This window comes from Kosakonia sp. R1.Fl (genome assembly GCF_023516815.1).
Taxonomy (GTDB): domain Bacteria; phylum Pseudomonadota; class Gammaproteobacteria; order Enterobacterales; family Enterobacteriaceae; genus Kosakonia.
Genome location: NZ_JAMGSQ010000001.1, coordinates 1,077,597 through 1,104,076, shown reverse-complemented (window position 1 = coordinate 1,104,076; position 26,480 = coordinate 1,077,597). Strand labels below are relative to the sequence as shown.

Annotated in this window: 21 protein-coding genes; 8 read left to right on the top strand and 13 right to left on the bottom strand. The window is 55.7% G+C overall.

The window, feature by feature from the left end; translation table 11 throughout:
* Positions 1 to 21 precede the first annotated feature (21 nt).
* The 7 genes from lldD to M8Q36_RS05160 all read right to left on the bottom strand — a co-directional run bounded on the left by lldD (position 22) and on the right by M8Q36_RS05160 (position 8,066).
* On the bottom strand, positions 22 to 1,209 hold the full coding sequence (gene lldD, locus M8Q36_RS05190) for an FMN-dependent L-lactate dehydrogenase LldD (RefSeq protein WP_065369647.1): 1,188 nt from the start codon (positions 1,207 to 1,209) through the stop codon (positions 22 to 24).
* Complete coding sequence (gene lldR, locus M8Q36_RS05185) at positions 1,206 to 1,982, bottom strand: transcriptional regulator LldR (protein ID WP_249880224.1); 777 nt, start codon at positions 1,980 to 1,982, stop codon at positions 1,206 to 1,208. The genes lldD and lldR overlap by 4 nt, the downstream gene beginning before the upstream one ends.
* The gene (lldP, locus tag M8Q36_RS05180) at positions 1,979 to 3,634 is read right to left on the bottom strand and encodes an L-lactate permease (RefSeq protein ID WP_249880223.1); all 1,656 of its coding nucleotides are present in this window, start codon (positions 3,632 to 3,634) and stop codon (positions 1,979 to 1,981) included. Before lldP ends, lldR begins: the two co-directional genes overlap by 4 nt.
* A gap of 263 nt (positions 3,635 to 3,897) precedes the next feature.
* Positions 3,898 to 4,260 carry a YibL family ribosome-associated protein gene (locus M8Q36_RS05175; RefSeq protein ID WP_045507540.1) on the bottom strand — a complete coding sequence of 121 codons (363 nt, stop codon included), beginning with the start codon at positions 4,258 to 4,260 and terminating at the stop codon, positions 3,898 to 3,900.
* A 55-nt stretch (positions 4,261 to 4,315) separates the two neighbouring features.
* On the bottom strand, positions 4,316 to 4,903 hold the full coding sequence (mtlR, locus tag M8Q36_RS05170) for a mannitol operon repressor MtlR (RefSeq protein WP_249882718.1): 588 nt from the start codon (positions 4,901 to 4,903) through the stop codon (positions 4,316 to 4,318).
* Entirely contained in the window at positions 4,903 to 6,051 is a 1,149-nt protein-coding gene (mtlD, locus tag M8Q36_RS05165; RefSeq protein WP_502825467.1) for a mannitol-1-phosphate 5-dehydrogenase, read from the bottom strand. The genes mtlR and mtlD overlap by 1 nt, the downstream gene beginning before the upstream one ends.
* A gap of 107 nt (positions 6,052 to 6,158) precedes the next feature.
* Positions 6,159 to 8,066: a PTS mannitol transporter subunit IICBA gene (locus M8Q36_RS05160; protein ID WP_249880221.1), complete on the bottom strand. Its 1,908-nt coding sequence runs from the start codon at positions 8,064 to 8,066 to the stop codon at positions 6,159 to 6,161.
* Between the two features lie 514 nt (positions 8,067 to 8,580).
* Here M8Q36_RS05160 and M8Q36_RS05155 point away from each other — a divergent pair.
* The 5 genes from M8Q36_RS05155 (at position 8,581) to M8Q36_RS05135 (ending at position 13,324) form a co-directional block, all read left to right on the top strand.
* Entirely contained in the window at positions 8,581 to 9,189 is a 609-nt protein-coding gene (locus M8Q36_RS05155) for a glutathione S-transferase (RefSeq protein ID WP_020455724.1), read from the top strand.
* Positions 9,190 to 9,280: 91 nt separating this feature from the next.
* On the top strand, positions 9,281 to 10,657 hold the full coding sequence (gene selA, locus M8Q36_RS05150) for an L-seryl-tRNA(Sec) selenium transferase (RefSeq protein WP_249880220.1): 1,377 nt from the start codon (positions 9,281 to 9,283) through the stop codon (positions 10,655 to 10,657).
* The gene (selB, locus tag M8Q36_RS05145; RefSeq protein WP_249880219.1) at positions 10,654 to 12,498 is read left to right on the top strand and encodes a selenocysteine-specific translation elongation factor; all 1,845 of its coding nucleotides are present in this window, start codon (positions 10,654 to 10,656) and stop codon (positions 12,496 to 12,498) included. The genes selA and selB overlap by 4 nt, the downstream gene beginning before the upstream one ends.
* The gene (locus M8Q36_RS05140) at positions 12,495 to 12,722 is read left to right on the top strand and encodes a hypothetical protein (protein ID WP_249880218.1); all 228 of its coding nucleotides are present in this window, start codon (positions 12,495 to 12,497) and stop codon (positions 12,720 to 12,722) included. The genes selB and M8Q36_RS05140 overlap by 4 nt, the downstream gene beginning before the upstream one ends.
* Positions 12,723 to 12,850: 128 nt before the next feature.
* Positions 12,851 to 13,324 carry a 4Fe-4S dicluster domain-containing protein gene (locus M8Q36_RS05135; RefSeq protein ID WP_200551417.1) on the top strand — a complete coding sequence of 158 codons (474 nt, stop codon included), beginning with the start codon at positions 12,851 to 12,853 and terminating at the stop codon, positions 13,322 to 13,324.
* A gap of 182 nt (positions 13,325 to 13,506) precedes the next feature.
* Here M8Q36_RS05135 and avtA read toward each other — a convergent pair whose 3' ends face one another.
* Positions 13,507 to 14,757, bottom strand: coding sequence for a valine--pyruvate transaminase (avtA, locus tag M8Q36_RS05130; RefSeq protein WP_349654608.1), 1,251 nt, complete (start codon positions 14,755 to 14,757; stop codon positions 13,507 to 13,509).
* 149 nt (positions 14,758 to 14,906) lie between these two features.
* Complete coding sequence (locus tag M8Q36_RS05125; RefSeq protein ID WP_249880216.1) at positions 14,907 to 16,943, bottom strand: alpha-amylase; 2,037 nt, start codon at positions 16,941 to 16,943, stop codon at positions 14,907 to 14,909.
* A 315-nt stretch (positions 16,944 to 17,258) separates the two neighbouring features.
* Between M8Q36_RS05125 and M8Q36_RS05120 the strand changes: the two genes are divergently transcribed.
* The gene (locus M8Q36_RS05120) at positions 17,259 to 18,086 is read left to right on the top strand and encodes a protein bax (RefSeq protein ID WP_249880215.1); all 828 of its coding nucleotides are present in this window, start codon (positions 17,259 to 17,261) and stop codon (positions 18,084 to 18,086) included.
* 47 nt (positions 18,087 to 18,133) lie between these two features.
* On the opposite strand, the gene xylR is transcribed toward M8Q36_RS05120, so the two are convergent.
* From xylR to xylF, 4 genes are all read right to left on the bottom strand, one after another.
* On the bottom strand, positions 18,134 to 19,312 hold the full coding sequence (gene xylR / locus M8Q36_RS05115; protein ID WP_045507552.1) for a D-xylose utilization transcriptional activator XylR: 1,179 nt from the start codon (positions 19,310 to 19,312) through the stop codon (positions 18,134 to 18,136).
* A gap of 102 nt (positions 19,313 to 19,414) precedes the next feature.
* Positions 19,415 to 20,596, bottom strand: coding sequence for a xylose ABC transporter permease XylH (gene xylH / locus M8Q36_RS05110; protein ID WP_249880214.1), 1,182 nt, complete (start codon positions 20,594 to 20,596; stop codon positions 19,415 to 19,417).
* Positions 20,574 to 22,115 carry a xylose ABC transporter ATP-binding protein gene (locus M8Q36_RS05105; RefSeq protein WP_200551221.1) on the bottom strand — a complete coding sequence of 514 codons (1,542 nt, stop codon included), beginning with the start codon at positions 22,113 to 22,115 and terminating at the stop codon, positions 20,574 to 20,576. Before M8Q36_RS05105 ends, xylH begins: the two co-directional genes overlap by 23 nt.
* 78 nt (positions 22,116 to 22,193) lie before the next feature.
* Complete coding sequence (xylF, locus tag M8Q36_RS05100; protein ID WP_020455712.1) at positions 22,194 to 23,186, bottom strand: D-xylose ABC transporter substrate-binding protein; 993 nt, start codon at positions 23,184 to 23,186, stop codon at positions 22,194 to 22,196.
* 350 nt (positions 23,187 to 23,536) lie between these two features.
* On the opposite strand from xylF, the gene xylA reads away from it, so the two are divergent.
* Both xylA and xylB read left to right on the top strand, forming a co-directional pair.
* Entirely contained in the window at positions 23,537 to 24,859 is a 1,323-nt protein-coding gene (gene xylA / locus M8Q36_RS05095; RefSeq protein ID WP_249880212.1) for a xylose isomerase, read from the top strand.
* A 49-nt stretch (positions 24,860 to 24,908) separates the two neighbouring features.
* On the top strand, positions 24,909 to 26,363 hold the full coding sequence (xylB, locus tag M8Q36_RS05090; RefSeq protein ID WP_249880211.1) for a xylulokinase: 1,455 nt from the start codon (positions 24,909 to 24,911) through the stop codon (positions 26,361 to 26,363).
* Positions 26,364 to 26,480: the final 117 nt, after the last annotated feature.

The following is a 26,480-nucleotide window of genomic DNA, read 5'->3' as shown; positions in this document are numbered from 1 at the left end:
GCGGGGGCAGGATAGCACTCTCTAGGCGGCGTCGCCATGCGACAACGGCGCCAGCGCGGCAGGTAACTGGTTCAGCCCCTGTACCAGCGAATCTTTACTGATATCACGAATCGATTTCGCGCTGGTCAGCGTCATCGCTACGCGCATCTCTTTCTCAATCAGATCCAGCAGATTCGCCACGCCCTGGCGACCATGCGTTGCCAGCGCATACAGATACGCGCGGCCCAGCAGGACGGAATCTGCGCCAAGCGCCAGCATCCGCACTACATCCAGCCCGTTACGGATGCCGCTGTCGGCCAGGATTGTGATATCGCCTTTCACCGCATCGGCAATCGCCGGAAGCGCGCGGGCAGAAGAGAGCACGCCGTCGAGCTGGCGGCCGCCGTGGTTAGAAACCACAATACCATCTGCGCCAAAGCGCACCGCGTCGCGGGCATCTTCCGGGTCGAGGATCCCTTTGATCACCATCGGGCCATCCCAGAATTCACGGATCCACTCCAGGTCTTTCCACGAAATCGACGGATCGAAGTTCTTCGCCAGCCAGCCAATGTAATCCTCCAGCCCGGTCGGTTTACCGAGATAGGCGGAGATATTTCCCAGGTCATGCGGCCGCCCGTTAACGCCGACATCCCACGCCCACTGCGGATGCAGTACCGATTGCAGGTAGCGGCGCAGCGCCGCATTCGGGCCACTCATGCCGGAATGGGCATCACGGTAGCGCGCGCCTGGGGTAGGCATATCCACGGTGAATACCAGCGTTGAGCAACCGGCGGCTTTCGCCCGCTCCAGCGCGTTACGCATAAAGCCGCGATCGCGCAGCACATATAACTGGAACCACATCGGGCGCTTAATCGTCGGCGCGACCTCTTCAATCGGGCAGACGGAAACTGTCGAGAGCGTAAAAGGAATGCCTTTCGCATCCGCCGCGCCCGCCGCCTGCACTTCACCGCGCCGGGCGTACATGCCGCACAAGCCAACCGGGGCAAGCGCCACCGGCATCGATAACTTTTCATTAAACAACGTGGTTTCGAGGCTCAGTTCAGACATGTCTTTCAGCACCCGCTGGCGCAGCGCCACCTGAGACAGGTCTTCAACGTTGCGGCGCAGGGTGTATTCGGCATACGCGCCGCCATCGATATAGTGAAACAAGAACGGCGGCAAAATGCGTTTAGCCGCCGCGCGATAGTCGCTGGCTGCGGAAATAATCATGCTTTTTTCTCCCTGGAGTGAGTGTGCTGCTCGTCGGGCAGGCGGGTGATGCGTGCCTGGCGGGCCTGATCTTCATCGAATTTGCGAATAGTGGTATGCACGAAGCCGAGATGCGCCATCATCGCCTGGCGCGCACCATCGGCGTCTCCGGCAAGAATGGCGTTCATCACCGCCTGGTGCTGTTCGGTCAGTTGTGAAAACACTGGCGGAACGAGGTACATACGCTGGCGGCTCTGTTTTACCGAGGATTGCAGCAGGTCGAAGAATCCGCGCATGGTTTGCAATAACACCACGTTATGCGAAGCCTCGGCGATCGCGAGATGGAAACGCACATCGGCCTGCGAGGCGAGATCCGGGTCGTCGGATTGTGTGGCTTCAAAGCACAGCACAATTTTCTCTTTATCGGCCTCGGTGGCGCGCATCGCCGCGTGCCAGGCTGTGCTGGCTTCAATGGCGTGGCGCGCTTCAAGAATATCGAAACTGTAATCCGGGTCATCATGCAGCAGCGTTTTCAGCGGCTGGACGATGTTTTGCTCCGACCAGTCGTCATGCTGCCAGCGCACAAACGTACCGCCGCCGCGACGGCTGAGCAGCAGGCCTTCGCTGACCAGTTTTGATAACGCTTCACGCAACGAGTTGCGCGACACGCCAAGCTGTACGGCGAGCTGGCGCTCTGCGGGCAATTTCATGCCCGCTTCCAGTTGTTGTTCAGCAATCAGCGCCCGCACACGATCGGCAACCTCGTCTGTCAGGCGTCTGGGTAACACTTTCATGGGATCATCCAGGTCAGAACATAGGCCTGAAGTGTAGTAATCACCCCCACCATACAGGTGAAAATCAGGCTGTGTTTAACAGTAAAACGGAACAGGTCGGACTCTTTGCCCACCAACCCTACCGCCGCACAGGCAATGGCGATCGACTGCGGTGAAATCATCTTACCGGTAACGCCGCCGGTGGTATTCGCCGCCACCATCAGCACATCCGAGACACCAATTTGCTGCGCCGCGGTGGCTTGCAGCGCGGCGAACAGCGCGTTGGATGAGGTATCTGAACCGGTCAGGAAGACGCCCAGCCAGCCGAGGAATGGCGAGAAGAAGGGGAAGGCACTGCCGGTGTGCGCCAGTGCCAGTGCCAGCGTCGATGACAACCCGGAGTAGTTAGAGATAAAGGCGAACGCCAGCACCATACCAATCGAGTAAATCGGCAACGCCAGATCACGCAGCGTGCTGGTAAACGTTGTGACGGCATCCTTCGGCTTCATGCGCAGCCAGATAATCGACAAAATGGCAGCAAACAGAATGGCGGTGCCGGTGGCGGAGAACCAGTCAAATTTATACACCGCAGCGTAAGGCGTGGCGGCGCTCACCACCGGCGGCATCCGCGCAACCAGCTTATCGAGATGCGGTACAGAAACAGTGAATACCCAGTCATACAGCGCACCGCCAGGGGCAAACAGCGCCTTAAACGGCGGCACGCTCCACAGCGTTACGGTGGCGGTCAAAAACAGGAACGGTGACCAGGCGCGCAGGATCTGCCCGCCGCTGTATTGGGTGCGTTTCAAATCGAGATCCACCTGCGATGCGCCCATATCGCCGAAGCGGAAGATGCGCACCGGACGCCAGCGCTTGAGGAACAGCGTCAGGCAGACCAGCGAAACCAGCGATGAGATGATGTCCGGCAGTTCCGGGCCGATAAAGTTGGAGCTCAGATACTGGGCGATAGCAAACGAGCCACCCGCGACAATCACCGCCGGCCAGGTCTCTTTAATGCCGCGCCAGCCATCCATAATCGCCATGATCCAGAACAGCACGATAATGGTCAGGAACGGTAACTGGCGGCCAACCATCTGACCAATTTCAAAGCTATCCAGCCCGGTAACCTGTCCGGCAACCAGGATCGGAATTCCCATTGCGCCAAAGGCGACCGGCGCGGTGTTGACGATCAGACACAAGCCTGCGGCATACAGCGGGTTAAACCCTAAGCCCACCAGCAACGCGGCGGTAATGGCGACCGGCGCGCCAAAGCCCGCAGCCCCTTCCAGAAACGCGCCGAAAGAGAAGCCGACAATCAGCATTTGCAGGCGCTGGTCGGGCGTTATCGACAAAATCGAAGAGCGGATAATGTCGAACTGCCCGGTTTTGACCGAGATTTTGTAGACAAAAACGGCGGCGATAATGATCCACGCAATTGGCCACAGTCCGTAGAAGAAACCATAAACCACCGAGGCCAGCGCGTGATCAAGCGGCATATGGTAAAACATCAGCGCCACGCCAAGGGCGATAACGACAGTCCAACTGGCGGCAACATAGCCTTTCAGTTTGAGCTTTATCAGCGCAAAAAAGAAAAACAGGATCGGTAACGATGCAATTAAGCTGGAAAGCCAAAGGTTGCCAGCCGGGTCGTAATTCTGTTGCCAGAGATTCATGCAGGTCTCCTGAGAACCACAACAAAACCGGCGAGCGGCAAGTCTGCGCTTAGCTCTGCGTCACATGTTTTGTAAAAGTGGTCCTGCCAGTTGGGTTGTGTAGGGGTTGTGATAACGAATGGTTATCCAAATGTTGCTGGCAAGCAATATATCTGTGACGAGATTTAATGGATTTGTGAACCAGGGAGAGGAACAGTAGGAATTGGTAGGGCCAATTAAACAGCCCTGGCGCTAGCAGGCGCCCAGGGTTGTTAAAGCGAGGATCAGAACTCGCTGTTGGCGAAGCCGGTCATTGCATCGAGACCCATTTCGCGGCCCAGCGCAGTCATTGGGTGGACAACCACCAGACCACGGACGCTTTTTTTCAGCTTACCGAGGTCGGCCTGCTCTTTTTTGGTGATGGCGCGGCGAAACGGCATTTTCATCAGTTTCTGCGCTTCTTTGCTCAGCTTTTGCGTGTACTGCTCACGCAGACGGGCGATTTCGCTTTCCAGCGTGGTTTTCTCTTTTTCCAGTTCCGCGTATTTTTCCGCTGCGTCAACTAAGGAGAGATCCGCCTGCTGGTGGCGAATCGCGTCGAGGCGGTCGCTCAGACGCTTGATTTCGTTTTTTTCGACTTCTTTCATGGGGCTCAATTCGTTGGGGAGTAAAACGATAAGGATACAGTATTTATGGCGAAGGTTATTTCTGGAATGCTTTTTTTAAGCTGATACGGGAAATAAGCTCGGTCAGAGAGAGCACCATGGTTGAACGCACGACTTGCTGGTAGCGCTGTTTTTGCATGGCCAAAAGCCTGGCGTCACTGGTATCAAACACTGGCGTTGGCGGCAGGGCGGCAACGCAGTGCAGCTCGCCAAACGGCCCGAGGATCTCATCATCGGTAAACGCGTACTCTGTGCCATCGTGGTTGAGCTCTTCACGCAGCGCCATCAACAGCTCGGCGTCTTCGTATTCCGGGCGGGAAATGACACCCAGACCGTAAATCAGCTTTAAACGCACCGACAAATTGCCCAGCGGTCCATCTCCGTCAAGCAGCGGCTCTACAGCGTATTTCACCGCGTAGTCATCTTTGCGAAATACCTGCAACACCAGAATATTGATAGCTTCGTTGAGTAACTCAACGGCGGCGATCAAAAAGCTTCGCACGGTTTTGCCAGCATTCAGACGCTCGAGAACACGGTTTTCGAAAGCCTGCGTTTTTTCCATTATTGCCTGCATATCTGACAATTTCGTTAACTGGCGCGGGAGCTCCCGCGCCATCGTCGGCATCATGCCCTGGCGTTATAGGCGCTGACGGCTTCGTTAACGACCGGGCTGTTAGCATCCAGACCGGAAACCTGCGCCAGCGCGGCTTGCGGGCCTTTCTCTTCGATAAGCTGAGCCAGCTCCTGCGCCTGCGGATCCTGCTCGCTACGGTAATGCATAGCAGCGGCAATGCCTTTCACCAGGTTCGCGTGCGGCAGGTTGTATTCCAGCGTGCCGAGCAGCGGTTTAATCAGGCGATCGCCCGCGCTCAGCTTACGCAGCGGTTGACGACCAACGCGCTCAACATCGTCTTTCAGATAGGGGTTTTCAAAACGGCCCAGGATTTTCTGAATGTACGCAGCATGCTTGTCGGCATCGAAGCCATAACGTTTGATCAGCACCGCGCCGCTCTCTTCCATTGCGCCTTTCACAACCGCACGGATATTGGCATCCAGAATTGCGTCGCGAATGGTTTGATGGCCGGTCTGTTTTCCAAGGTACGCGGTTATAGCATGCCCGGTATTCAGCGTGAAGAGCTTACGTTCAACAAATGCCATTAGGTTATCAGTTAATTCCATACCCGGAATGTTCGGCAGCGCGCCCTTGAACTGGGTTTTGTCGACAATCCACTCGCTGAAGGTTTCAACCGTTACTTCCAGCGGATCGTTAGTCGCGGATGCCGACGGCGGAACAATACGGTCAACGGCGGAATCCACGAAGCCAACGTGTTCTTCAACCCAGGCTTTGTCAGCGTCCGCTAATGCGGCAATAACATGGCCTTTTAACTGCGTGGTGCCGCGCACCATATTTTCACAAGCGATAATGTTCAGCGGCGTGTTAATGCCCTGCGCTTTACGTTTTGCCAGACCTTTGGCGATAGCCGGGGCGATGCGTTCCAGCACCACCGGGCCGACCGCCGTGGTTACCAGATCAACGTGCGCAATCAGCTCGACAACCTCGTCGCCAATGCTGCTCACGGCGTTAACGCCGGAGACGGTATCGACCTGCTCTTTTTCACCAACCACATGCACCTGATAGCTATGACGGGCATTAAGGGCGTCGAGCACCACCTGGTTCACATCGGCGAACGTCAGTTCAATCCCCGCGTCGGCGAGCAACTTGCCGATAAAGCCACGTCCGATATTACCTGCGCCAAAATGCAATGCTTTCATAGTCTTAACCTTCATCAATGTTTTTACCCGAGAGGGCTGGGGTGAGGAACCGCAAATATTTCCCCTCACCCTAGCCCTCTCCCCGTGGGGAGAGGGAGGAAAACCGATTACTTGCCGAGCAGTGCCAGCACTTCTTCAACACTGGTGGTGTTCGCCAGACGCTGAATCACGGTCTCGTCATCCAGCGCATTGGTGAGGCTGGTGATGACCTGGATGTGCTCATTGTTACGTGCCGCGATGCCGATCACCAGACGGGCGATGTCATCTTCGTCTTCACCGAAGCGAACACCTTCCGGGTACTGGCAGAACACCACGCCAGTTTTCAGTACGCGATCTTTCGCTTCCACTGTGCCGTGTGGTACCGCGATGGACTCACCCAGATAGGTCGGGGTCAGTTTTTCGCGTTCCAGCATGGCATCCACATATTCCGGCTGAACGTAGCCGCCTTTGACCAATTGCTCACCGGCAAAACGGATGGCTTCTTCTTTGTTGCTCGCCGTGCGGCCAAGGAAGATATTCTCTGCGCCCAGCTTGAACAGATTGCTGTTCGGAGCATCGAAACTATCTTGCAAGCTGCTGGTGACTTTTGCTTCGTTGTCAGTATGGCGCTGTGCGGCAACCAGACGTTCGGTCAGGCTGGTGTACAGGCCGCTGTCGAGGAAGTTGGTCAGCGAAATATGCTGCGCCTGCGGCGCCTGGCGCATGGCGCGCTCGGTCAGATCGCGGTGCGTAATCACCAGGTCAACGTCAGACGGCAGGCTGTTAATCGCGCTGTTGGTGACAGAGATGTTGCTCAGACCCGCATCCTGTACTTTCTTACGCAGCACGCCCGCGCCCATGGCGCTGGAACCCATACCGGCGTCACATGCGACGATGATTTTACGCACGTGGCTCAGGTCGTTGGTCACGTCGCCCGCCGCCAGCGGGGTTGCGCCTTTAGATTCGGCTTTCATTTCGTGAATACGACGGGTCGCTTCTTGCAGGTCTTCGTCGTCTTTCACTTTGCTGGTTTTCAGCAGGATGGAAGAGATAACGAAAGAGACCACCAGCGCAGCGAAGATCGCCGCCAGGTTCGCGAAGTACGCACCTTTAGGTGTCATTGCCAGCACCGCCAGGATGGAACCCGGAGAAGCCGGAGAAACCAGGCCGCCGTTCAGCACGCTCAGGGTGAACACGCCAGTCATACCGCCGAGGATAACAGCAAGCAGCAGACGCGGGTTCATCAGTACATACGGGAAGTAAATTTCGTGGATACCACCCAGGAAGTGAATGATAGCCGCGCCGCCAGCAGACTGTTTAGCGCTGCCGCGACCAAAGAACATATACGCCAGCAGTACGCCCATACCCGGACCCGGGTTTGCTTCAATCAGGAAGAAGATGGACTTGCCGAGATCATGCGATTGCTGGATACCCAACGGTGAGAAGATACCGTGGTTGATGGCGTTGTTGAGGAACAGGATTTTCGCCGGTTCCACAAAAATAGACGCCAGCGGCAACATTTCGTGCGCAACCATGAAGTTAACGCCCGCCGCCAGAACTTTGGACAGCACTTCAACCGCAGGACCAATGCCGAGGAACGCCAGGATGGCGAGGATCATACCGATGATGCCAGCGGAGAAGTTGTTCACCAGCATTTCGAAACCGGATTTGATCTTACCGTCGACCCAGTTATCAAAATGTTTAATCGCCCAGCCGCCAAGCGGACCCGCGATCATTGCACCGAGGAACATCGGCATATCCGCACCGACGATAACCCCCATTGTGGTGATCGCGCCGACTACGCCGCCACGATCGCCGCCTACCAGACGACCACCGGTGTAACCGATGAGCAGCGGCAGCAGATAAGTAATCATTGGGCCAACGAGTTTCGCCAGCGTCTCGTTAGGCAACCACCCTGTAGGAATAAACAATGCGGTGATGATCCCCCACGCGATAAACGCGCCGATATTCGGCATCACCATATTGCTGAGAAAACGACCAAAGCTTTGCACCTTGATCTTGATATCGGATGACATAAAACACCCCTTCTTATGTTTGCTATCGCACAGGCCGGAAGCCCGAGGTTTTTTGTTAACGTGGCGGCAGAGGTAGCCGGACCTGGGTTATCTGTGAGGCGAAATCTCGCACCGAATCACGTGACTGTCCAGATGGCGGGTTTTTATGTGATTCAGATCACACTAAAGCAGGGGGTATGCCACCATTTAGTGTGATATTAATCACATAAAATCAGTGTAAAAAAAGAACAAAGCGCAAAATCTGGACGTTATGAGCCTGTAAGTGTGATGTTATTCACATTTTATGCGCGATGGTTTGTTATGTATTTGTGATATATATCACAAAATATTTTCGTCAGGACTTTTCCGAATGTGATCGTCAGCAAACTGTGTTTTTGACGACCTGCAGAACCTGTAACTTCCTTTCACAGCCTGTTGCGATATGCACAGTAGCGGCAGAAGTTTTCATCCTGATGAAACATTCTGCGCCCGCTCGTTCATACTTAGGTTTTTGTTGGCGGAAACGGAGAAGGCAATGAAACTGATCGGCAGCTATACCAGCCCTTTTGTACGCAAAATATCGGTGATCCTGCTGGAAAAGGGCATCACCTTCGAATTTATCAATGAACAGCCTTATAACGCCGTTAACAGCGTGGCGCAGTACAACCCGCTCGGCAAAGTACCGGCGCTGGTAACCGATGATGGCGAAGTGTGGTACGACTCGCCGATCATCGCGGAATACATTGATTTACTGAATATCGCTCCGGCCATGCTGCCTACCGATCGCAAAGCGGCATTGAAAATTCGCCAACTCGAAGCGCTGGCCGATGGCATTATGGATGCGGCGCTGGTCTCGGTTCGCGAGCTGGCGCGACCGGTCGAACAGCAGTCGGAGACTGAACTGTTACGCCAGCGGGAAAAGGTTTCGCGCGGTTTGGATGCGCTGGAAAACTATCTTAAAGATGGCACGCTGGGCGTGGACGACCTGAATCTGGCGACAGTGGCAATTGCCTGCGCCATTAGTTATCTCAATTTCCGCCATGTTTCACCCGGCTGGTGTGTTGATCGTCCACTGCTGGTAAAGCTGGTGGAAAATCTGTTCCAGCGCGAGAGTTTCGCCCGCACCGAACCGCCGAAGGCTTGATAAGCATGATGTTCGCCTGAGCAAGTCACTGTACAATCCCCTCACGTCAAACCCCCTGACGGGAGGGGGCAACTCATAGCCAGGCCTTTTCATGACAACTCTTTACAGCCAGATCCCTTCGACCGATCGCCTGTTACGTGACGAGGCGTTCGCCGCTTTATTAGCCACTTTCGGCCACAGTCGCGTGGCGCAAACGCTGCGTCAGCTTCAGGACGAGGCGCGCGCGCAGATCCGTGAAGCACAAACGTTACCCGCCTGGTGCTCTGACTGGGCAGCGGCGGCGCAACAGCGGCTGGAACAAAGCGACAGCAGCGCGCTGCGCCCGGTGTTTAACCTGAGCGGTACGGTGCTGCACACGAACTTAGGCCGCGCGGTACAAGCGCAGGCCGCTATTGATGCCGTCGCGCAGGTAATGGGCTCGCCGGTGACGCTCGAATATGATCTCGACGGCGCAGGGCGTGGTCATCGCGATCGCGCCCTGGCCGATCTTCTCTGTCAGCTTACTGGCGCGGAAGATGCCTGCATCGTTAATAACAATGCCGCAGCGGTGTTACTGATGCTGGCGGCCACGGCGGCTGGCCGCGAAGTGGTGGTGTCGCGCGGCGAACTGGTAGAAATTGGCGGCGCGTTTCGCATTCCGGACGTGATGCGCCAGGCGGGTTGTGTGTTGCATGAAGTCGGCACCACTAACCGCACGCATGCGAAAGATTATTGCCAGGCGATTAACGACAGCACCGCGCTGCTGATGAAAGTCCACACCAGTAATTACCACATTGAAGGCTTTACCAAAGCGGTGGATGAAGCGGAGCTGGTGGCGCTGGGTGAAGAACATGCTCTACCAGTGATTGTCGATCTCGGCAGTGGTTCGCTGGTCGATTTAAGCCGCTACGGTTTGCCGCAGGAACCGATGCCGCAGACGTTGATTGCTGCCGGTGTGAGCCTGGTGAGTTTCTCCGGCGATAAGCTGCTCGGCGGCCCGCAGGCGGGCATTATCGTGGGTAAAAAAGCGCTGATTGAGCAGTTGCAGCAACATCCGTTAAAACGCGCGCTGCGGGCGGATAAAATGACGCTGGCGGCGCTGGAGGCGACGTTACGCCTCTATCTGCACCCTGAAAAACTCGCTGAGAGCCTGCCGACGCTGCGTTACTTAACCCGCCCGGAGGCGGAAATTCGCGAGCAGGCGCAGCGCTTATGCACGGCGTTGGCGGCGCGTTATCACGAATTTGAGTTGCGCGTGGAAACCTGCCTGTCACAAATTGGCAGCGGTTCGCTGCCGGTCGACAGGCTGCCTGGCGCGGCACTGACGTTTACCCCGCGCGATGGCAGTGGCCGTCGTGTGGAGGCGCTGGCTGCGCAGTGGCGGGCGCTGCCGCAGCCGGTGATTGGCCGTATTTACGATGGTCGCCTGTGGCTGGACTGTCGCTGTGTTGATGATGAATCCCGCTTGCTGGAGATGTTGCTGAAATGATTATTGCCACTGCCGGGCATGTCGACCACGGCAAAACCACCCTGATTGAAGCCATTACTGGCGTGAATGCCGATCGCCTGCCGGAAGAGAAAAAACGCGGTATGACCATCGATCTCGGTTATGCCTACTGGCCGCAGCCGGATGGCCGCGTGCCGGGTTTTATTGATGTGCCAGGACATGAAAAATTCCTCTCTAACATGCTGGCGGGCGTTGGCGGCATTGACCATGCGCTGCTGGTGGTGGCGTGTGACGATGGCGTCATGGCGCAGACGCGCGAGCATCTGGCGATTTTACAACTGACCGGCAACCCGGCGCTGACGGTGGCGCTAACGAAGGCCGATCGCGTGGATGAGGCACGCATTGCCGACGTGCGCGCGGAAGTAAAAAACACGCTCCAGGCCTTTGGTTACTCGCAGGCGACGCTGTTTGTCACCGCCGCCACGGAACTGCGCGGCATTGCTGAATTGCGCGAACACCTGTTGCAGTTGCCAGAACGCGCGCACCCGGAGCATCAGCGTTTCCGCCTGGCGCTCGATCGCGCTTTCACGGTAAAAGGCGCAGGGCTGGTGGTGACGGGAACGGCGCTTTCCGGCGATGTCCGCGTAGGCGATACGCTGTGGCTGACCGGGGCGAATACACCGATGCGCGTGCGCGGATTACATGCGCAGAATCAACCAGTTGAACACGCTCATGCCGGGCAACGCATCGCGCTGAATATTGCCGGTGATGCGGAAAAAGAGGCGCTCAGCCGCGGTGACTGGCTGTTGTCGCAGCAGCCCGACGAACCCACCGAGCGGCTGATTGTCGCCCTGCAAACTCACGTTCCGCTGACGCAATGGCAGCCATTGCATATTCATCATGCCGCCAGCCATGTTACCGGGCGCGTGTCACTGCTGGAAAATGGTCTTGCCGAACTGGTGCTTGATACGCCGCTGTGGCTGGCGGACAACGACTTACTGGTGCTGCGCGATATCTCCGCGCGCACGACGCTTGCGGGGGCACGTGTGGTGACGCTGAACTCACCGCGTCGCGGCAAGCGCAAAGCAGATTACCTGGCGTGGATTGATGAACTGGCGCAGACCAAAGACGACGCCCAGGCGCTGGCAGTGCATTTATCGCGCGGAGCAGTGGATCTGCGCGCGTTTGGCTGGGCGCGCCAGTTAAGCGGCAGCGGTCTGGCGGCGCTACTCGATAACCCCGGTTTTATCCGGGCGGGGGATAACCTGCTTAATGCGCCGGTGGCGGCGCGCTGGCAGCGCAAGTTGCTGGACACGCTGGCGACTTACCATGAGCAGCACCGTGAAGAGCCGGGTCCAGGGCGCGAACGCCTGCGACGCATGGCGCTGCCGATGGAAGATGAAGCACTGGTATTAACCCTGATTGAACTGATGCGGGAGAGCGGCGATATCCACAGCCACCACGGCTGGCTGCACTTGCCGGAGCATAAAGCGGGTTTCAGCGACGAGCAGGCCCAGCTTTGGCAAAAAGTCTCACCGCTGTTTGGCGACGAACCCTGGTGGGTGCGGGATTTAGCCCGTGAAATCGGTGTGGATGAACAGGTGATGCGCGGCGTATTACGACAGGCGGCACAGCAGGGGCTGATTACGGCGATCGTCAAAGATCGTTATTACCGCAACGATCGCATTGTGACTTTTGCCAGCATGATCCGCGATCTTGATGAAGCGCGCGGCTCGACCAGCGCGGCGGATTTTCGCGATACGCTGAACGTGGGGCGCAAACTGGCGATTCAGATCCTGGAATATTTCGACCGCATTGGTTTTACCCGTCGCCGTGGCAATGACCACATCCTGCGCGATAAGGCGTTATTTCTTAAAGAGTGATTAAACCCCAGGCTGGCGATTTTTCGCCAGCCGCACCAACCCTCGCAAAACCTTCTTACCGCAAGGAAGCGCTGGTCATCGCCTGCAATAGCGTCCAGAACTCAACGAAAAACCTGCCGTTAAGCGCAAAAAAACCGGCAACGGGTGTGAATTATCTGGAACGTGATAAGCAGGCACAACACGCGCTGGCGAACGGCTCCTGCACACCTTTAGCGACATCTTGAGCGCGTGCTACAGATTGCCGGAAATGTTCAGGCAAATGACAAAACTGGCGGCTTTCCCGGTTACGATCAAAGCATTGCGGCGGTTTTTTCTGGCACCCTTGTCGTTTTCGTGCCTGGTGGAGTGGGGAATGAACCGTTTTATTATCGCTGATCCGGCCAAATGCATTGGCTGTCGCACCTGCGAAGTGGCGTGTGTGGTGTCGCATGAAGATAATCAGGACTGCTCGGGTGTGAAACCCGCGACCTTTTCCGCACGCATCCGCGTGGTGAAAACAGGCGATTTCTCCACTGCCGTTACTTGTCATCATTGCGAAGACGCACCCTGCGCCAATGTCTGCCCGGTCGGCGCTATCGGTCGGGCCAACGGTGTGGTGCTGGTGGAGCAATCACGCTGTATCGGCTGTAAAAGCTGCATGATTGCCTGCCCGTTTGGTGCCATGCAGGTGATGCGCGTTGAGAACCGGGCGCAGGCGCTGAAGTGCGATCTCTGCCAGCATCGCGAAAACGGCCCGGCCTGTGTCGACGCTTGCCCGACCAACGCGCTGCGTTGCATAAACCCGGTACAGCTTCGCGAGAACCGGCTACAAAGCCAGCGACTTTAGGCAGCAAATCAGTGCGTATTGCGCAAAGCCGTGATTAACCCGCTAACGTAAAGAAAAGCTGCTGCCAGTTCTGCGCGCGTTAAATCCGCAGACATCAGGTAGAGCAAACTCGGTTCTGATGCACCCGTTTTCGTTAGTGATAAAAAAGCCCTCGACAGAGGGCTTAATTCAGCGTGTTCGCTTTAGTTTTCTTGCCATGCTTTCTCAATCTCTTCGGCGAGGATTTTCACGCCCGCTTCGATAAGCTCCGGCTCCGGCACATAGTTCATGCGCATGCACTGATGCGTGTGTGGCCAGGGTTTATCCAGACCCGGGAAGAAGTAGTCGCCTGGCACCATCAGCACGCCGCGTTTTTTCAGCCGTTGATACAGCAGCTCGGTGCTGATTGGCAGGTCTTTAAACCACAGCCAGAGGAAAATCGCCCCTTCCGGTTTGTGGATCAGGCAGCGTTCTTCCGGTAAATAGCGGCGCAGCGTGGTGATCGTTTCCTGTACCCGCTGGTAGTAAAACGGTTTGATCACCTCTTCAGAAAGGCGCAGCAAATCTTTGCGCTTAATCATTTCGCACATCATCGCCGGGCCAATGCCGCCTGGCGCGAGACTGATAATGCCGTTCATATTGCGGATCGCGGAGATGATTTTTTCGCTGGCGATGATGATGCCGCAGCGGCTGCCCGGCAGGCCCAGTTTTGACAGGCTCATGCACAGAATAATGTTCGGGTTCCACAGCGGGCGCGCTTCGCTAAAGATAATGCCCGGGAAAGGGACGCCGTAAGCGTTATCAATCACTAGCGGAATGTTGTGCTGATTCGCCAGCACATCCAGCTTCATCAGCTCTTCGTCAGTGATCACGTTGCCGGTCGGGTTGGTCGGGCGTGAGACGCAGATCATGCCGGTCTCTTCGCCAATATGCAGGTGTTCAAAATCGACGTGGTACTTAAACTGCCCGTCTGGCAGCAGTTCAATATTGGGGCGCGCGGAGACAAACAGATCTTCTTCCAGCCCGGAATCGGCATAGCCGATGTACTCCGGTGCCAGCGGGAAAAGCACTTTTCTGGTGCTTCCATCGGCGCGACGGCCAGCAAACAGGTTGAACAAGTAGAAAAACGCGCTCTGGCTGCCGTTTGTTAGTGCAATATTCTGTGGCTCAATATCCCAACCTAACTCTTCACGCAGCATACCTGCCAGCGCCGTCAGTAGCTCCGTTTTACCCTGCGGGCCGTCATAATTGCACAGCGCATCAGTCGCTTTGCCGTTTTCCACCATGTCTGCAAGCAGGTTGTGGAAGTAATCGGTCATCGCCGGGATTTGTGCCGGGTTACCACCGCCGAGCATGATAGCGCCAGGGGTGCGTAAACCGTCGTTGAGATCCTCCATCAGGCGCGTAATGCCTGCGTGGCGGGTAAATTTGTCGCCGAAAAGTGAAAATGTCATCGCTACTGCTCTGTCGGGCTGCGGATCAAAGTGGCTAACCATAGCGCTCCGGACGACGAGGTGCAAATCGCCGCCGGCGCGCCTTTTCCACGCTTAATTCTTATCGATAGCAGTTTAGCGATATATTGTGCTGATATTTGTTTTATGACTCAGTGGCGAGCCGCGCCCGCCCAGACCACCATCACTTTGTCATCACCCTGTTCACGCACAAAACCGTAGCCCTGCGACAGCGTAAGCGTGGTCTGTTTTCCCATGCCCAGCGCCGGGTGGCGCGCGCGGAATTGGCCCAATGTTTGCCAGTGCCGCAGACTGGCGGCGCTTTTGCCGTTAAGATCCTGCCAGTTCATATCCGATCGCGTCCCTTGTAGTGGATCCGATCCTGTCGGGCCAAACGGCCGCGCGCTTTCATCACCGTAAAAGATCTGCACCGCGCCGGGGGCGAGCAGCAAAAGCTCTGCGGCTTGCTGGCCGCCCTCGCGGAACAAGCGGGTATCGTGCGAGGAGAGATAGCTCAGCACATTAAAGCCTTGCAGTTTGTCGGCCATCTGTTGCCAGACAGTATCCATATTCGCCAGACACGATACCGCGTCGGCGGCCTGTTGCTGATAGTCAAAATTGATCATCGCATCAAAGCCATGGCGGTAGTAATCACTCTGCATCACACCGTGGCCCCAGGATTCGCCGGTCATCCAGAAAGGGGCGTCATCGATTTTTTTCTGCGGATTGGCCTTTTTCCATTCGGCGAGCGCCGCCGTGGCCTGCGTTTTTAATTGTTGCCAGGCTGCCAGCTCGACATGTTTGGCAGTATCAACGCGAAAGCCGTCAATGCCGTACTCGCGCACCCATTCGCTGAGCCAATGGGTGAGGTAATCGCGCGGCGTAAACCCTGCGATTTCACGCGCGCGCGTATCCGGTTTGTGGCGATAAAACACCGGCAGACCGGAAGGGGTGGTGGATTCGGTTTTCAGATCCGGCAAAAACGCCAGCGACATGGTGAGGTCGTCAAAACCGGGGTTGTCATAATCGCCGATATCGGTGCGGATCCAGTTCTTACCCCACCAGTTTTGCCAGGCGGTTTTATCGCTAAAGTTGATGTAATCATTAAAGCTGTGCCAGCTTTGCCCGGCGGCGGGACGCCAGTCAGTCCAGTGCTCGCCGAGGATCTTTTTGCGTTCTTCTTCTTTCAAATACAGCGCGCCGAACTGGAAGGTTTGCATATCGGCTAACGTCGCATAGCCGGTGTGATTCATTACCACGTCAAACAGTACGCGGATGCCGCGTCGGTGTGCTTCATCAACCAGCTTACGCAGATCGTCTTCGCTGCCCATGTTGGCGTCGAGGCGCGTCCAGTCCTGCGTGTAATAACCGTGGTAGGCATAGTGGGGGAAATCGCCTTTTGTGCCGCCGCCAACCCAGCCGTGGATCTGCTCCAGCGGCGAACTTATCCATAGTGCGTTAACACCAAGTTGTTGTAAGTAATCCAGTTTGCTGGTCAGCCCTTGCAGGTCGCCGCCGTGAAAGGTGCCAATCTCTTGCATGCCATCTTTGTGCCGCCCGTAGCTGTTGTCATTGGCGGGATTACCATTCACAAAGCGGTCGGTAAGGACAAAATAGACCGTGGCGTTATGCCACTGAAAGGGGGCTGCGCCCTGCGTCTGCGCTTTTTCCAACAGGAGAAGACCGTCACTTTCCGGTGCAGGCTGCAGGGTGATTTTCCCGTCGCGTACCGTGGCGGTTTGCTGGCTGTAGAAATCGCGTACCAGGCTGCCTTCCGGGAAGGTGTTGCCAACAGGCACGGTCAGCGGCTTATCGTCACGCACCGGACACTGGCGCGCTAGTTTGGCAGGCGTTTCGCTGGCCTCGCTTTTGACACTTAGCAGCAATGTTGGCGTGCCGGAGCGGGTATCGAGTTGTATCTGGTAATCGCCATCACGGAATATCCGCCACTGCGGCGCGCGCCCACTGCAAGGCTTCAACGAAAGCATTTGGTTCAGCTTGATGTCGCTGGCGGGCTGCCAGCACTGCTGACCCTGCTGTAACGCGATTGGATGCTCGCCTTTTTTCAGCGCGGCCTGGCTGCGCCAGAGGCCGGTGCCGTCGTCAGTTAAAGGGGGAAAACCAGCGGCGGACCAGTCGGCGAGAGCGATGCCGGGAAGCAACAACAGTAACAGTGCGGAGTGTTTCATCGGATGTCCCAGTGATGGCGATTTTACCCAGTTTGCCACTCTGTTTACCGGGGAAACTCCTCCCTGGTCGTAATCGCCAGGGAGGAGGGCGCAGGGTGAGCGATCGCGCACATATCGTTGATGTGGATTTGCGATAACCGCCACATTTATAAGAGATTGTCCGTTTTGTGTGCAGTTTCCTCGTGACATGATTTCAGAATTGGATTATTTCTGTACGTGCTCTTGCAGGCTATTTTTGGTATGATTTGAGATTCAGCTCTCAAAATCATGCAAAAAAGAAGGTGTTGGAATGTTCATATCCGACCAGGAGACCTAATGATATCGATACCCATGCGACGACTTGGGGCCACGATACTCATGTTTTCCACCTTGATATTTTCAGGTGGGGTGCTGGCGAAGACGCACACAGAAACAGCGAGTCACAAAGCCCACGTCACTAAGGCAAGCGTAAAAAAACAGGCAAGCAGTAAACAAGAGTATTCTCGCAATAGTGTAAAAAGTAGTTCACTTCCTGATTTGCGAAAATACCCTTCCGGAACACCAAGGAAAAAAGCGTTTCTCCGGACGGTAATGCCTTATATCACCAGCAAAAACTCTGCGATTACCGCCGAGCGTAACTGGTTGCTGTCAAAACAGTACAACAGCCAATGGTCGCCTGCCGAGCGCACGCGTCTGAAGGATATTACGCAACGCTACAAAATCAGCTGGAACGGGAATACGCGTCGTATTCCATGGAACGCCCTGCTGGAGCGTGTAGACATTATCCCGGACAGCATGGTTGCGACTATGGCGGCAGCGGAAAGTGGTTGGGGCACGTCAAAACTGGCGCGTACCAACAACAATCTGTTTGGCATGAAATGTGCGAAAGGTGCCTGTAAAAACGGGGCTGGCAAAGTGAAAGGTTACTCTCACTTTAACTCCCTGCAGGAATCGGTGGATGCTTACGTCACCAACCTGAATACGCACACGGCCTATGCGTCATTCCGTAAATCCCGTGCGCAGCTGCGCAAAGCGGATCAGGAAGTGACGGCGACCAACATGATTCACAAGCTGAAGGGCTACTCAACCCGTGGCGAGAGTTACAACAACTACCTATTTGCCATGTATCAGGACAATCAGCAGTTAATCGCCGCCCATATGTAATATCAGCTCTGTAAACGCCTTCCAGCCGGAAGGCGTTTTTCTTTGTGCTAGATAAGGATTTCGCTATAGCGGTCGCGATAGTCTTTTGGTGTGCTGTCGTACTCTTTACGAAACACCGAGTAGAAATATTGCAGCGACGGGTAGCCGCACATCTGTGAGATTTCATTGATCGAGAGCGACGTTGATATCAACAGGCTACGCGCCTTTTCCAGTTTCTCCGCATGAATTACCGCGTGAATCGTCTCTCCGACCTCTTCTTTAAAGCGCTTTTCCAGGTTGGAACGCGAGATGCCAACGGCATCCAGCACCTGATCCACTTTGATGCCTTTACAGGCGTGATTGCGAATGTAATGCATCGCCTGAATCACCGCCGGGTCGTTCAGCGAGCGGTAATCCGTCGAGCGCCGCGCCACCACGCGTACCGGTGGCACCAGCAACCGCTGTAACGGCATGGTTTCGTTATCCAGCAGACGATGCAGCAGCTTCGCCGCCTGGTAGCCCATTTGCCGGGTTCCCTGTGCCACGGAAGAGAGCGCAACGCGCGAGAGATAGCGGGTGAGTTCTTCGTTATCGATGCCAATCACGCACAGTTTTTCCGGCACCGGAATATGTAAATGGTCACACACTTGCAGAACATGACGTGCGCGGGCGTCGGTCACGGCGATAATGCCGGTCTGCGGCGGCAGCGTTTGCAGCCAGTCCGCCAGCCGGTTTTGCGCATGTTGCCAGTTCTCAGGCGCTGTGGTCAGCCCCTGGTAAACCACGCCGCGGTACTTCTCTTGCGCCACTAACTGGCAGAAGGCGTGCTCACGTTCTGCCGCCCAACGTTTGCCGCTGGAGGACGGCAGGCCGTAGAACGCAAAACGGTGCACGCCTTTCTCTTTCAGATGCAAAAACGCGCTCTCCACCAGCGCGTAGTTGTCGGTCGCGATGTAATGCACCGGCGGGTAGTGCTCCGGTGTGTGATAAGAGCCGCCCACGCCGACAATTGGCACGTCGACATCCGCCAGCAGACGCTCAATGTCCCGATCGTCATAATCGGCGATCACGCCATCGCCCAGCCACTCTTTGATATTTTCAATGCGGGCGCGAAAATCCTCTTCAATGAAAATATCCCACTCGGATTGCGAGGCTTGCAAATACTCGCCGACCCCTTCGACAACCTGGCGGTCGTAGGCTTTATTGGCATTAAATAACAACGTGATGCGATGGCGCTTCTCAAACATGTTGGTTTGCTTCCTGACTTTCCATCCGATCTCATTATCATATTCATCAAACTGATGAATAAAAAAGATCCGGCAGTGTGATCGCGCCTTAATTCACAACTTTCAGGCCCGCCGTTTGGTGGCGGAATCCATCCACACGGCCAGCAGCAAAATGGCCCCTTTGACGATGTATTGCCAGAACGTCGGCACATCCATCATGCTCATGCCGTTATCCAGCGACGCCATAATAAACGCGCCCATTACCGCACCCGCGACGCTACCAATACCGCCTGCAAGGCTGGTGCCGCCAATCACACAAGCGGCAATGGCGTCCAGTTCGGCGATGTTTCCGGCGGAAGGTGAGCCTGCCCCGAGGCGCGAACTGAGGATCAAACCGGCAATCGCCACCATCAATCCGTTAATGGCAAATACCGCAAGTTTGGTGCGCTCGACGTTAATGCCGGAAAGCCGTGCCGCTTCCAGGTTGCCGCCAATAGCGTAAATACGGCGGCCAAACGCGGTGCGCGTCGCCATAAACATGCCCGCCAGCAGTAAAAACGCCAGCAGCAGTACCGGAGTGGGGACACCCCGGTAATCATTCAGCAGCCAAATGGCTCCCAGCACGATAACTGCGATAATTGCCTGACGTCCAACCGCCGTTGATGAGGGCGACGTTGCCAGCCCCAGTGTCTGGCGGCGCATACGCCCGCGCCACTGCCAGAGTACAAAAGCGACCAGGCCCAGCAGGCCTACGCCGAAACCTACGCCGTCTGGTAGATAGCTTTGGCCAATCTGCGACATTGCCGCGCTGGTGGGGGAAACCGTGGTGCCGTTAGTAATGCCGATCAGCACGCCGCGAAAAGCCAGCATCCCGGCCAGCGTGACGATAAATGAAGGGACTTTGCGATACGCCACCCACCAGCCGTTCCAGGCGCCAAGCAGCAGGCCGAGCACCAGTGTTACCGCTACGGTCAGCGGTAGCGGCCAGCCCAGCCAGACATCGAAAATCGCCGCCGCACCGCCGAGCAACCCCATCATGGAGCCAACGGAGAGGTCAATTTCGGCGGATATAATGACAAACACCATTCCCACCGCCAGGATGCCGGTGATGGCGGTCTGGCGCAGCAGGTTAGAGATATTACGCGCGCTCAGGTAGGCGCCATCAGTCATGCCGGTGAAAAACAGCATAATCACCACAATGGCGGCAATCATCACAAATATTTGTAAATTAAGGGACTTTAGCCCGGAAAAAGCCCCTGGTGAGGCGGTAGTTAACTTGATTTCAGACGGGTTGCTTTTCGACATGATGTTCGCTCCTCAGCGCCGCTTCCATGACCTGCTCCTGGGTCAGATTACGATTGATGAGATCGGCTTTTAGCTTGCCTTCATGCATCACCAGCACCCGATCGCTTAATCCCAGCACTTCGGGAAGCTCGGATGAGATAACGATGACGGCGATCCCCTGCTGCACTAATTGGTTAATCAGTTTGTAGATTTCGTATTTCGCGCCGATATCGATACCGCGCGTAGGTTCATCGAGGATCAGGATGCGCGGGTTGAGTAACAGGCAGCGGGCGAGAATCGCCTTTTGCTGGTTGCCCCCGCTCAGGCGGCCGATTGCCAGCTCCGGGGAAGACGTTTTCACTTTTAGCCGCTGGAGCGACTGTAAAATGCACGCCTGCTCGGCGGCGTCGTCCAGGCTGCTTAACGCGCCGGTAAACTGGTTAAGCGCCGCCAGCGTGATGTTCTTACCCACCGCCATCACCGGCACGATGCCGTCTTTTTTGCGATCTTCCGGCACCATGGCAATGCCAAAGTCGATAGCCTGCTGGCAGTTGTGAATCTGTACCGCTTTGCCATCAAGGAAGATTTGCCCTTCCCAGCGCCCTGGCCAGACGCCAAACAGGCACTGCACCGCTTCGGTTCGCCCCGCGCCGACCAGCCCGGCGATGCCAAGTATCTCGCCGCGCTTCAGGCTGAATGAAATATCGTTCACCCGTTTGATATGGCGGTTTACCGGATGCCAGGCGGTAAGGTGCTCAACGCGCAGGATCTCGTCGCCTGTCGCGTGCGGTTCATTGGGGTAGAGCGCAGTCAGTTCGCGACCTACCATCATCGTGATGATGTCGTCTTCGCTCATGCCGGCGGCATCACGCGTACCGATATGCTTGCCATCACGGATAACGCAAATAGTGTCCGAAATCGCTTTGACTTCATTCAGCTTGTGTGAAATGTAAACGCAGGCGATATCGTGGTTGCGCAGGTCGCGGATGATATCCAGCAGCACGGCGGTTTCCTGCTCGGTCAGCGAAGCGGTGGGTTCATCGAGGATAAGCAGCCGCACTTGTTTGTTCAGCGCTTTGGCGATTTCGACCAGTTGCTGTTGCCCGAGCCCTAAATCGCCCACCCGGGTATCTGGCGAAATCGACAGGCTCACCTGTTTGAGCAATTTTTCGCAGCGCAGTGTCATTTGGTCGTAATCCATCACACCGTGACGGGTGATTTCCGTACCGAGGAAAATGTTTTCCAGCACGGTTAAATGTTTCACCAGCGCCAGCTCCTGGTGAATGATGGCGATACCTTTCCGCTCGGTGTCGCGGATATGGCTGGCTTGCAGGGTTTCGCCCGCAAAAATGATTTCTCCCTCGTAACTGCCAGCCGGGTAAATCCCACACAGCACTTTCATCAGCGTGGATTTACCCGAACCGTTCTCACCGCACAGCGAGAGCACCTCACCCGCGTTAAGGTGCAGGCTGACGTTATCTATCGCCTTTACGACACCAAAAGTTTTGGTGATATTTTTCATTTCAAGTAAATAAGGCATGGCTGCTCCACGTCATTCGCTGATATACAGCGCCTGAAAGAGATGGCAGCCGACGCGCCCGCAGGCGCGCCGACGGTTTTAGAGCTGATTTTTCTGATGGAAGCCGTCTTTGATGACAGTAGCGTCGATGTTGTCTTTGGTGACTTCAATTGGCGTCAACAGGCGGGCAGGGACATCTTTCAGGCCGTTATTCAGTGAAGCGTCCGCTTTTGGCGTTTTGCCGTTACCCAATTCGACAGCGATTTCCGCAGCCGTATTCGCCAGTTGGGTGATTGGCTTATAGACCGTCATGGTCTGGCTGCCGTTAATCAACCGTTTCACGCCTGCGAGGTCGGCATCCTGGCCCGAAATCGCCACTTTGCCGGCCAGACCTTGAGCGCTCAGCGCCTGAATTGCGCCGCCAGCGGTCGCATCGTTGGAAGCTACCACCGCATCAATTTTGTTATTGTTGGCGGTGAGGGCGTTTTCCATAATCTTCAGCGCGTTTTCCGGTAACCAGCCATCGACCCATTGATCGCCGACAATTTTAATTTTCCCGCTATCGATATAGGGTTTTAATACTTTCATTTGACCGGCGCGGAATAACTTGGCGTTATTATCAACCGGCGAACCGCCCATTAAAAAGTAATTTCCCTGCGGGACTTTGCTTACCAGGCTTTGCGCCTGTAATTCCCCGACTTTTTCATTATCGAAAGAGATATAGAAATCGATGTCGGCATTATTAATCATGCGGTCATAAGCCAGAACTTTAATTCCTTCCTGTTTGGCTTCTTTTATTACGTTACTTAATACCTGGCCGTTGTAGGGAATAATAACCAGCACATCGACACCGCGGTTGATCATATTTTCAATTTGCGACATCTGCGTTTCTTCATTTCCGTTTGCGGATTGAACAAACACGTTAGCGCCGAGCGACTCGGCTTTTTTCACAAAGATATCGCGGTCTTTTTGCCAGCGTTCAAGGCGCAAATCGTCAATCGCCATGCCGATTTTCACCTCTTTGGCATGGCCGAAAGCGCTTGCCAGCAGTAGGGAGGCGCAGAGTGTAAGGCAAAGGTTCTTTATCTTCATAATAGTGATACCTTTTGTAGGGTGAAGGGCGAGATAAAAGAAACATGCACTGCTATAGACGAGCAAATTCTTAACGCAGAATTCTTCTCTGGCAATTACAGATTTTTATCCGGGCATTACGTTTTTTGGTTTATTTGCTGATTTATGACCGCGATCTTATTTTAAAAAAAGCAAAACCGATTTTGCATAAAAAAGAGGAAGGCGCCTCGCAGCGGCAGATAGCATTATTTTGCGAGCCAGCGCACGTTTGTGCATTCTCTTAATAGCAGTGTGAAATAACGTAATTGAGCGAGTCAGAGAGAGAATCCAGTATTAACGTCAGATTTGTACACTCGCCAATGGAGCTCATTATGCAAGCTTATTTCGACCAGCTGGATCGGGTTCGTTTTGAAGGTCCAAAAACCACGAATCCTTTAGCGTTTCGTCATTACAATCCGGATGAGCTAGTGCTCGGTAAGCGCATGGAAGATCACCTGCGTTTTGCTGCCTGCTACTGGCACACCTTCTGCTGGAACGGCGCAGATATGTTTGGTGTGGGCTCCTTCGATCGCCCATGGCAACAGCCTGGCGAAGCCATCGCGATGGCGAAGCGTAAAGCCGATGTCGCGTTTGAGTTTTTTCATAAACTCAATGTGCCCTATTACTGCTTCCACGATGTGGACGTTTCGCCGGAAGGCGCGTCGCTGAAAGAGTATCTGAACAATTTTGCTCAGATGGTGGACGTGCTGGCGGAAAAACAGCAGCAGAGCGGCGTGAAGCTGTTATGGGGCACGGCGAACTGCTTTACCAACCCGCGCTATGGTGCGGGCGCGGCGACCAACCCGGACCCGGAAGTATTCAGCTGGGCGGCGACGCAGGTGGTGACCGCCATGAACGCCACTCACAAACTTGGTGGCGAAAACTACGTGCTGTGGGGCGGTCGCGAGGGTTATGAAACCTTGTTGAATACCGATCTGCGCCAGGAGCGCGAACAGATTGGCCGCTTCATGCATATGGTGGTGGAGCACAAACACAAAATCGGTTTTCGCGGCACGTTGCTTATCGAACCAAAACCGCAGGAACCGACCAAGCACCAGTACGATTATGACGCCGCTACCGTTTATGGGTTCCTGAAACAGTTTGGTCTGGAGAAAGAGATTAAACTGAACATCGAAGCCAACCACGCCACGCTTGCCGGTCACTCCTTCCATCATGAAATCGCCACGGCCATCGCGCTGGGGCTGTTTGGTTCAGTGGATGCGAACCGCGGCGACCCGCAGCTCGGCTGGGATACCGACCAGTTCCCGAACAGCGTCGAAGAGAACGCGCTGGTGATGTATGAAATTCTCAAAGCGGGCGGTTTCACTACCGGCGGCCTGAATTTTGACGCCAAAGTACGTCGTCAGAGTACCGATAAATACGACCTTTTCTATGGTCATATTGGCGCGATGGACACCATGGCGCTGGCGCTGAAAGTGGCGGCTCGCATGGTGGCAGAGGGCGAGCTGGATAAACGCGTGGCGAAACGCTATGCGGGCTGGAATGGTGAGCTGGGCCAGCAAATTTTGCAGGGGCAGCTTAGCCTCGCGGAGCTGGCGAAGTACGCTGAACAGCAGAACCTGGCGCCGCGCCACCAGAGCGGTCATCAGGAGCAACTGGAAAACCTGGTTAACTACTACCTGTTTGATAAGTAAACCGTTCTGCGCCGCTGATAACGCGGCGCACTAAAAAGGAGTGGTCACTATGTATATCGGGATCGATCTCGGCACCTCTGGCGTGAAGGCGATTCTGCTCGGTGAGCAGGGCGAGGTGCTGGCCTCGCATACGGAAAAACTCAGCGTGTCGCGACCACACCCGTTGTGGTCGGAGCAAGATCCCGAAGCGTGGTGGCAGGCGACGGACCGCGCCATTCTGGCATTGGGCGAGGTGCATTCGTTACAGCAGGTGAAAGCGATGGGCCTCGCCGGGCAGATGCACGGTGCAACGCTGCTTGATAAAGATAACCAGGTATTGCGTCCGGCTATTTTGTGGAATGACGGTCGTTGTGGCGAAGAGTGCGCGCTGCTGGAAGAAAAAGTTAAAAATTCCCGTGCGATTACCGGCAACCTGATGATGCCCGGTTTTACTGCGCCGAAACTTTTGTGGGTGCAGCGTCATGAGCCAGAAATATTTGCTCGTGTAGCGAAGGTCTTGCTGCCTAAAGATTTTCTGCGTTTGAAAATGTCTGGCGTATTCGCCAGCGACATGTCCGACGCGGCGGGAACCATGTGGCTGGATGTGGCGAAACGCGACTGGAGCGATGACATGCTGGCTGCCTGCTCGCTTTCACGTGCGCATATGCCTGCGCTGTTTGAAGGCAGCGAAATTACCGGCGAACTGTTACCCGAGATCGCCCGGCGCTGGGCGATGCCCGTCGTTCCGGTTGTCGCGGGCGGCGGAGATAACGCCGCCGGTGCTGTCGGCGTCGGTATGGCAGACGCAGGCCAGGCGATGTTGTCACTGGGCACATCCGGGGTCTATTTTGCCGTCAGCGAAGGGTTCCTCAGTAAGCCCGAAAGCGCGGTACACAGTTTTTGTCACGCGCTGCCTGGCCGCTGGCATTTGATGTCGGTGATGCTTAGCGCGGCGTCGTGCCTGGACTGGGCGGCGAAGCTAACGGGGCTGGAGTCAGTTCCGGCACTGATTAACGCCGCGCAACAGGCGGACGATAACGCCGGGGATCTGTGGTTTTTACCCTACCTTTCCGGCGAGCGTACGCCGCATAACAACCCGCAGGCGAAAGGCGTGTTCTTTGGTCTGACGCATCAGCATGGCCGCGAAGAACTTGCCCGCGCCGTGCTGGAAGGTGTCGGTTTCGCGCTGGCGGATGGTATGGATGTCGTCCACGCCTGTGGCGTCACGCCGCAGAGCATTACGCTTATCGGTGGTGGTGCGCGTAGCGCATGGTGGCGACAAATGCTGGCGGATATCAGCGGATTGCAGCTCGATTACCGCACCGGCGGCGATGTGGGGCCAGCGCTTGGCGCGGCGCGGCTGGCGCAAATTGCCGTCAATTCGCAAACGCCTCTGGCGACACTGTTGCCGCAACTGCCGGTTGAGCAACAGCATGCGCCGGATGCTGCCCGACATGCTCATTATGCGCCACGCCGCGAAACGTTCCGCCGTATCTATCAGCAGCTACTGCCGCTGATGTCCTGATTTTTCCTGCTTATCCTGCCCGCTATTCAGGTGGGCTGGAATCACCCTGATGTTGTCCTTTTTTGGTCTTAGCAGGCGCAAAACTCCTTGCCACAATAGCGTTAACCCTACTGAGCA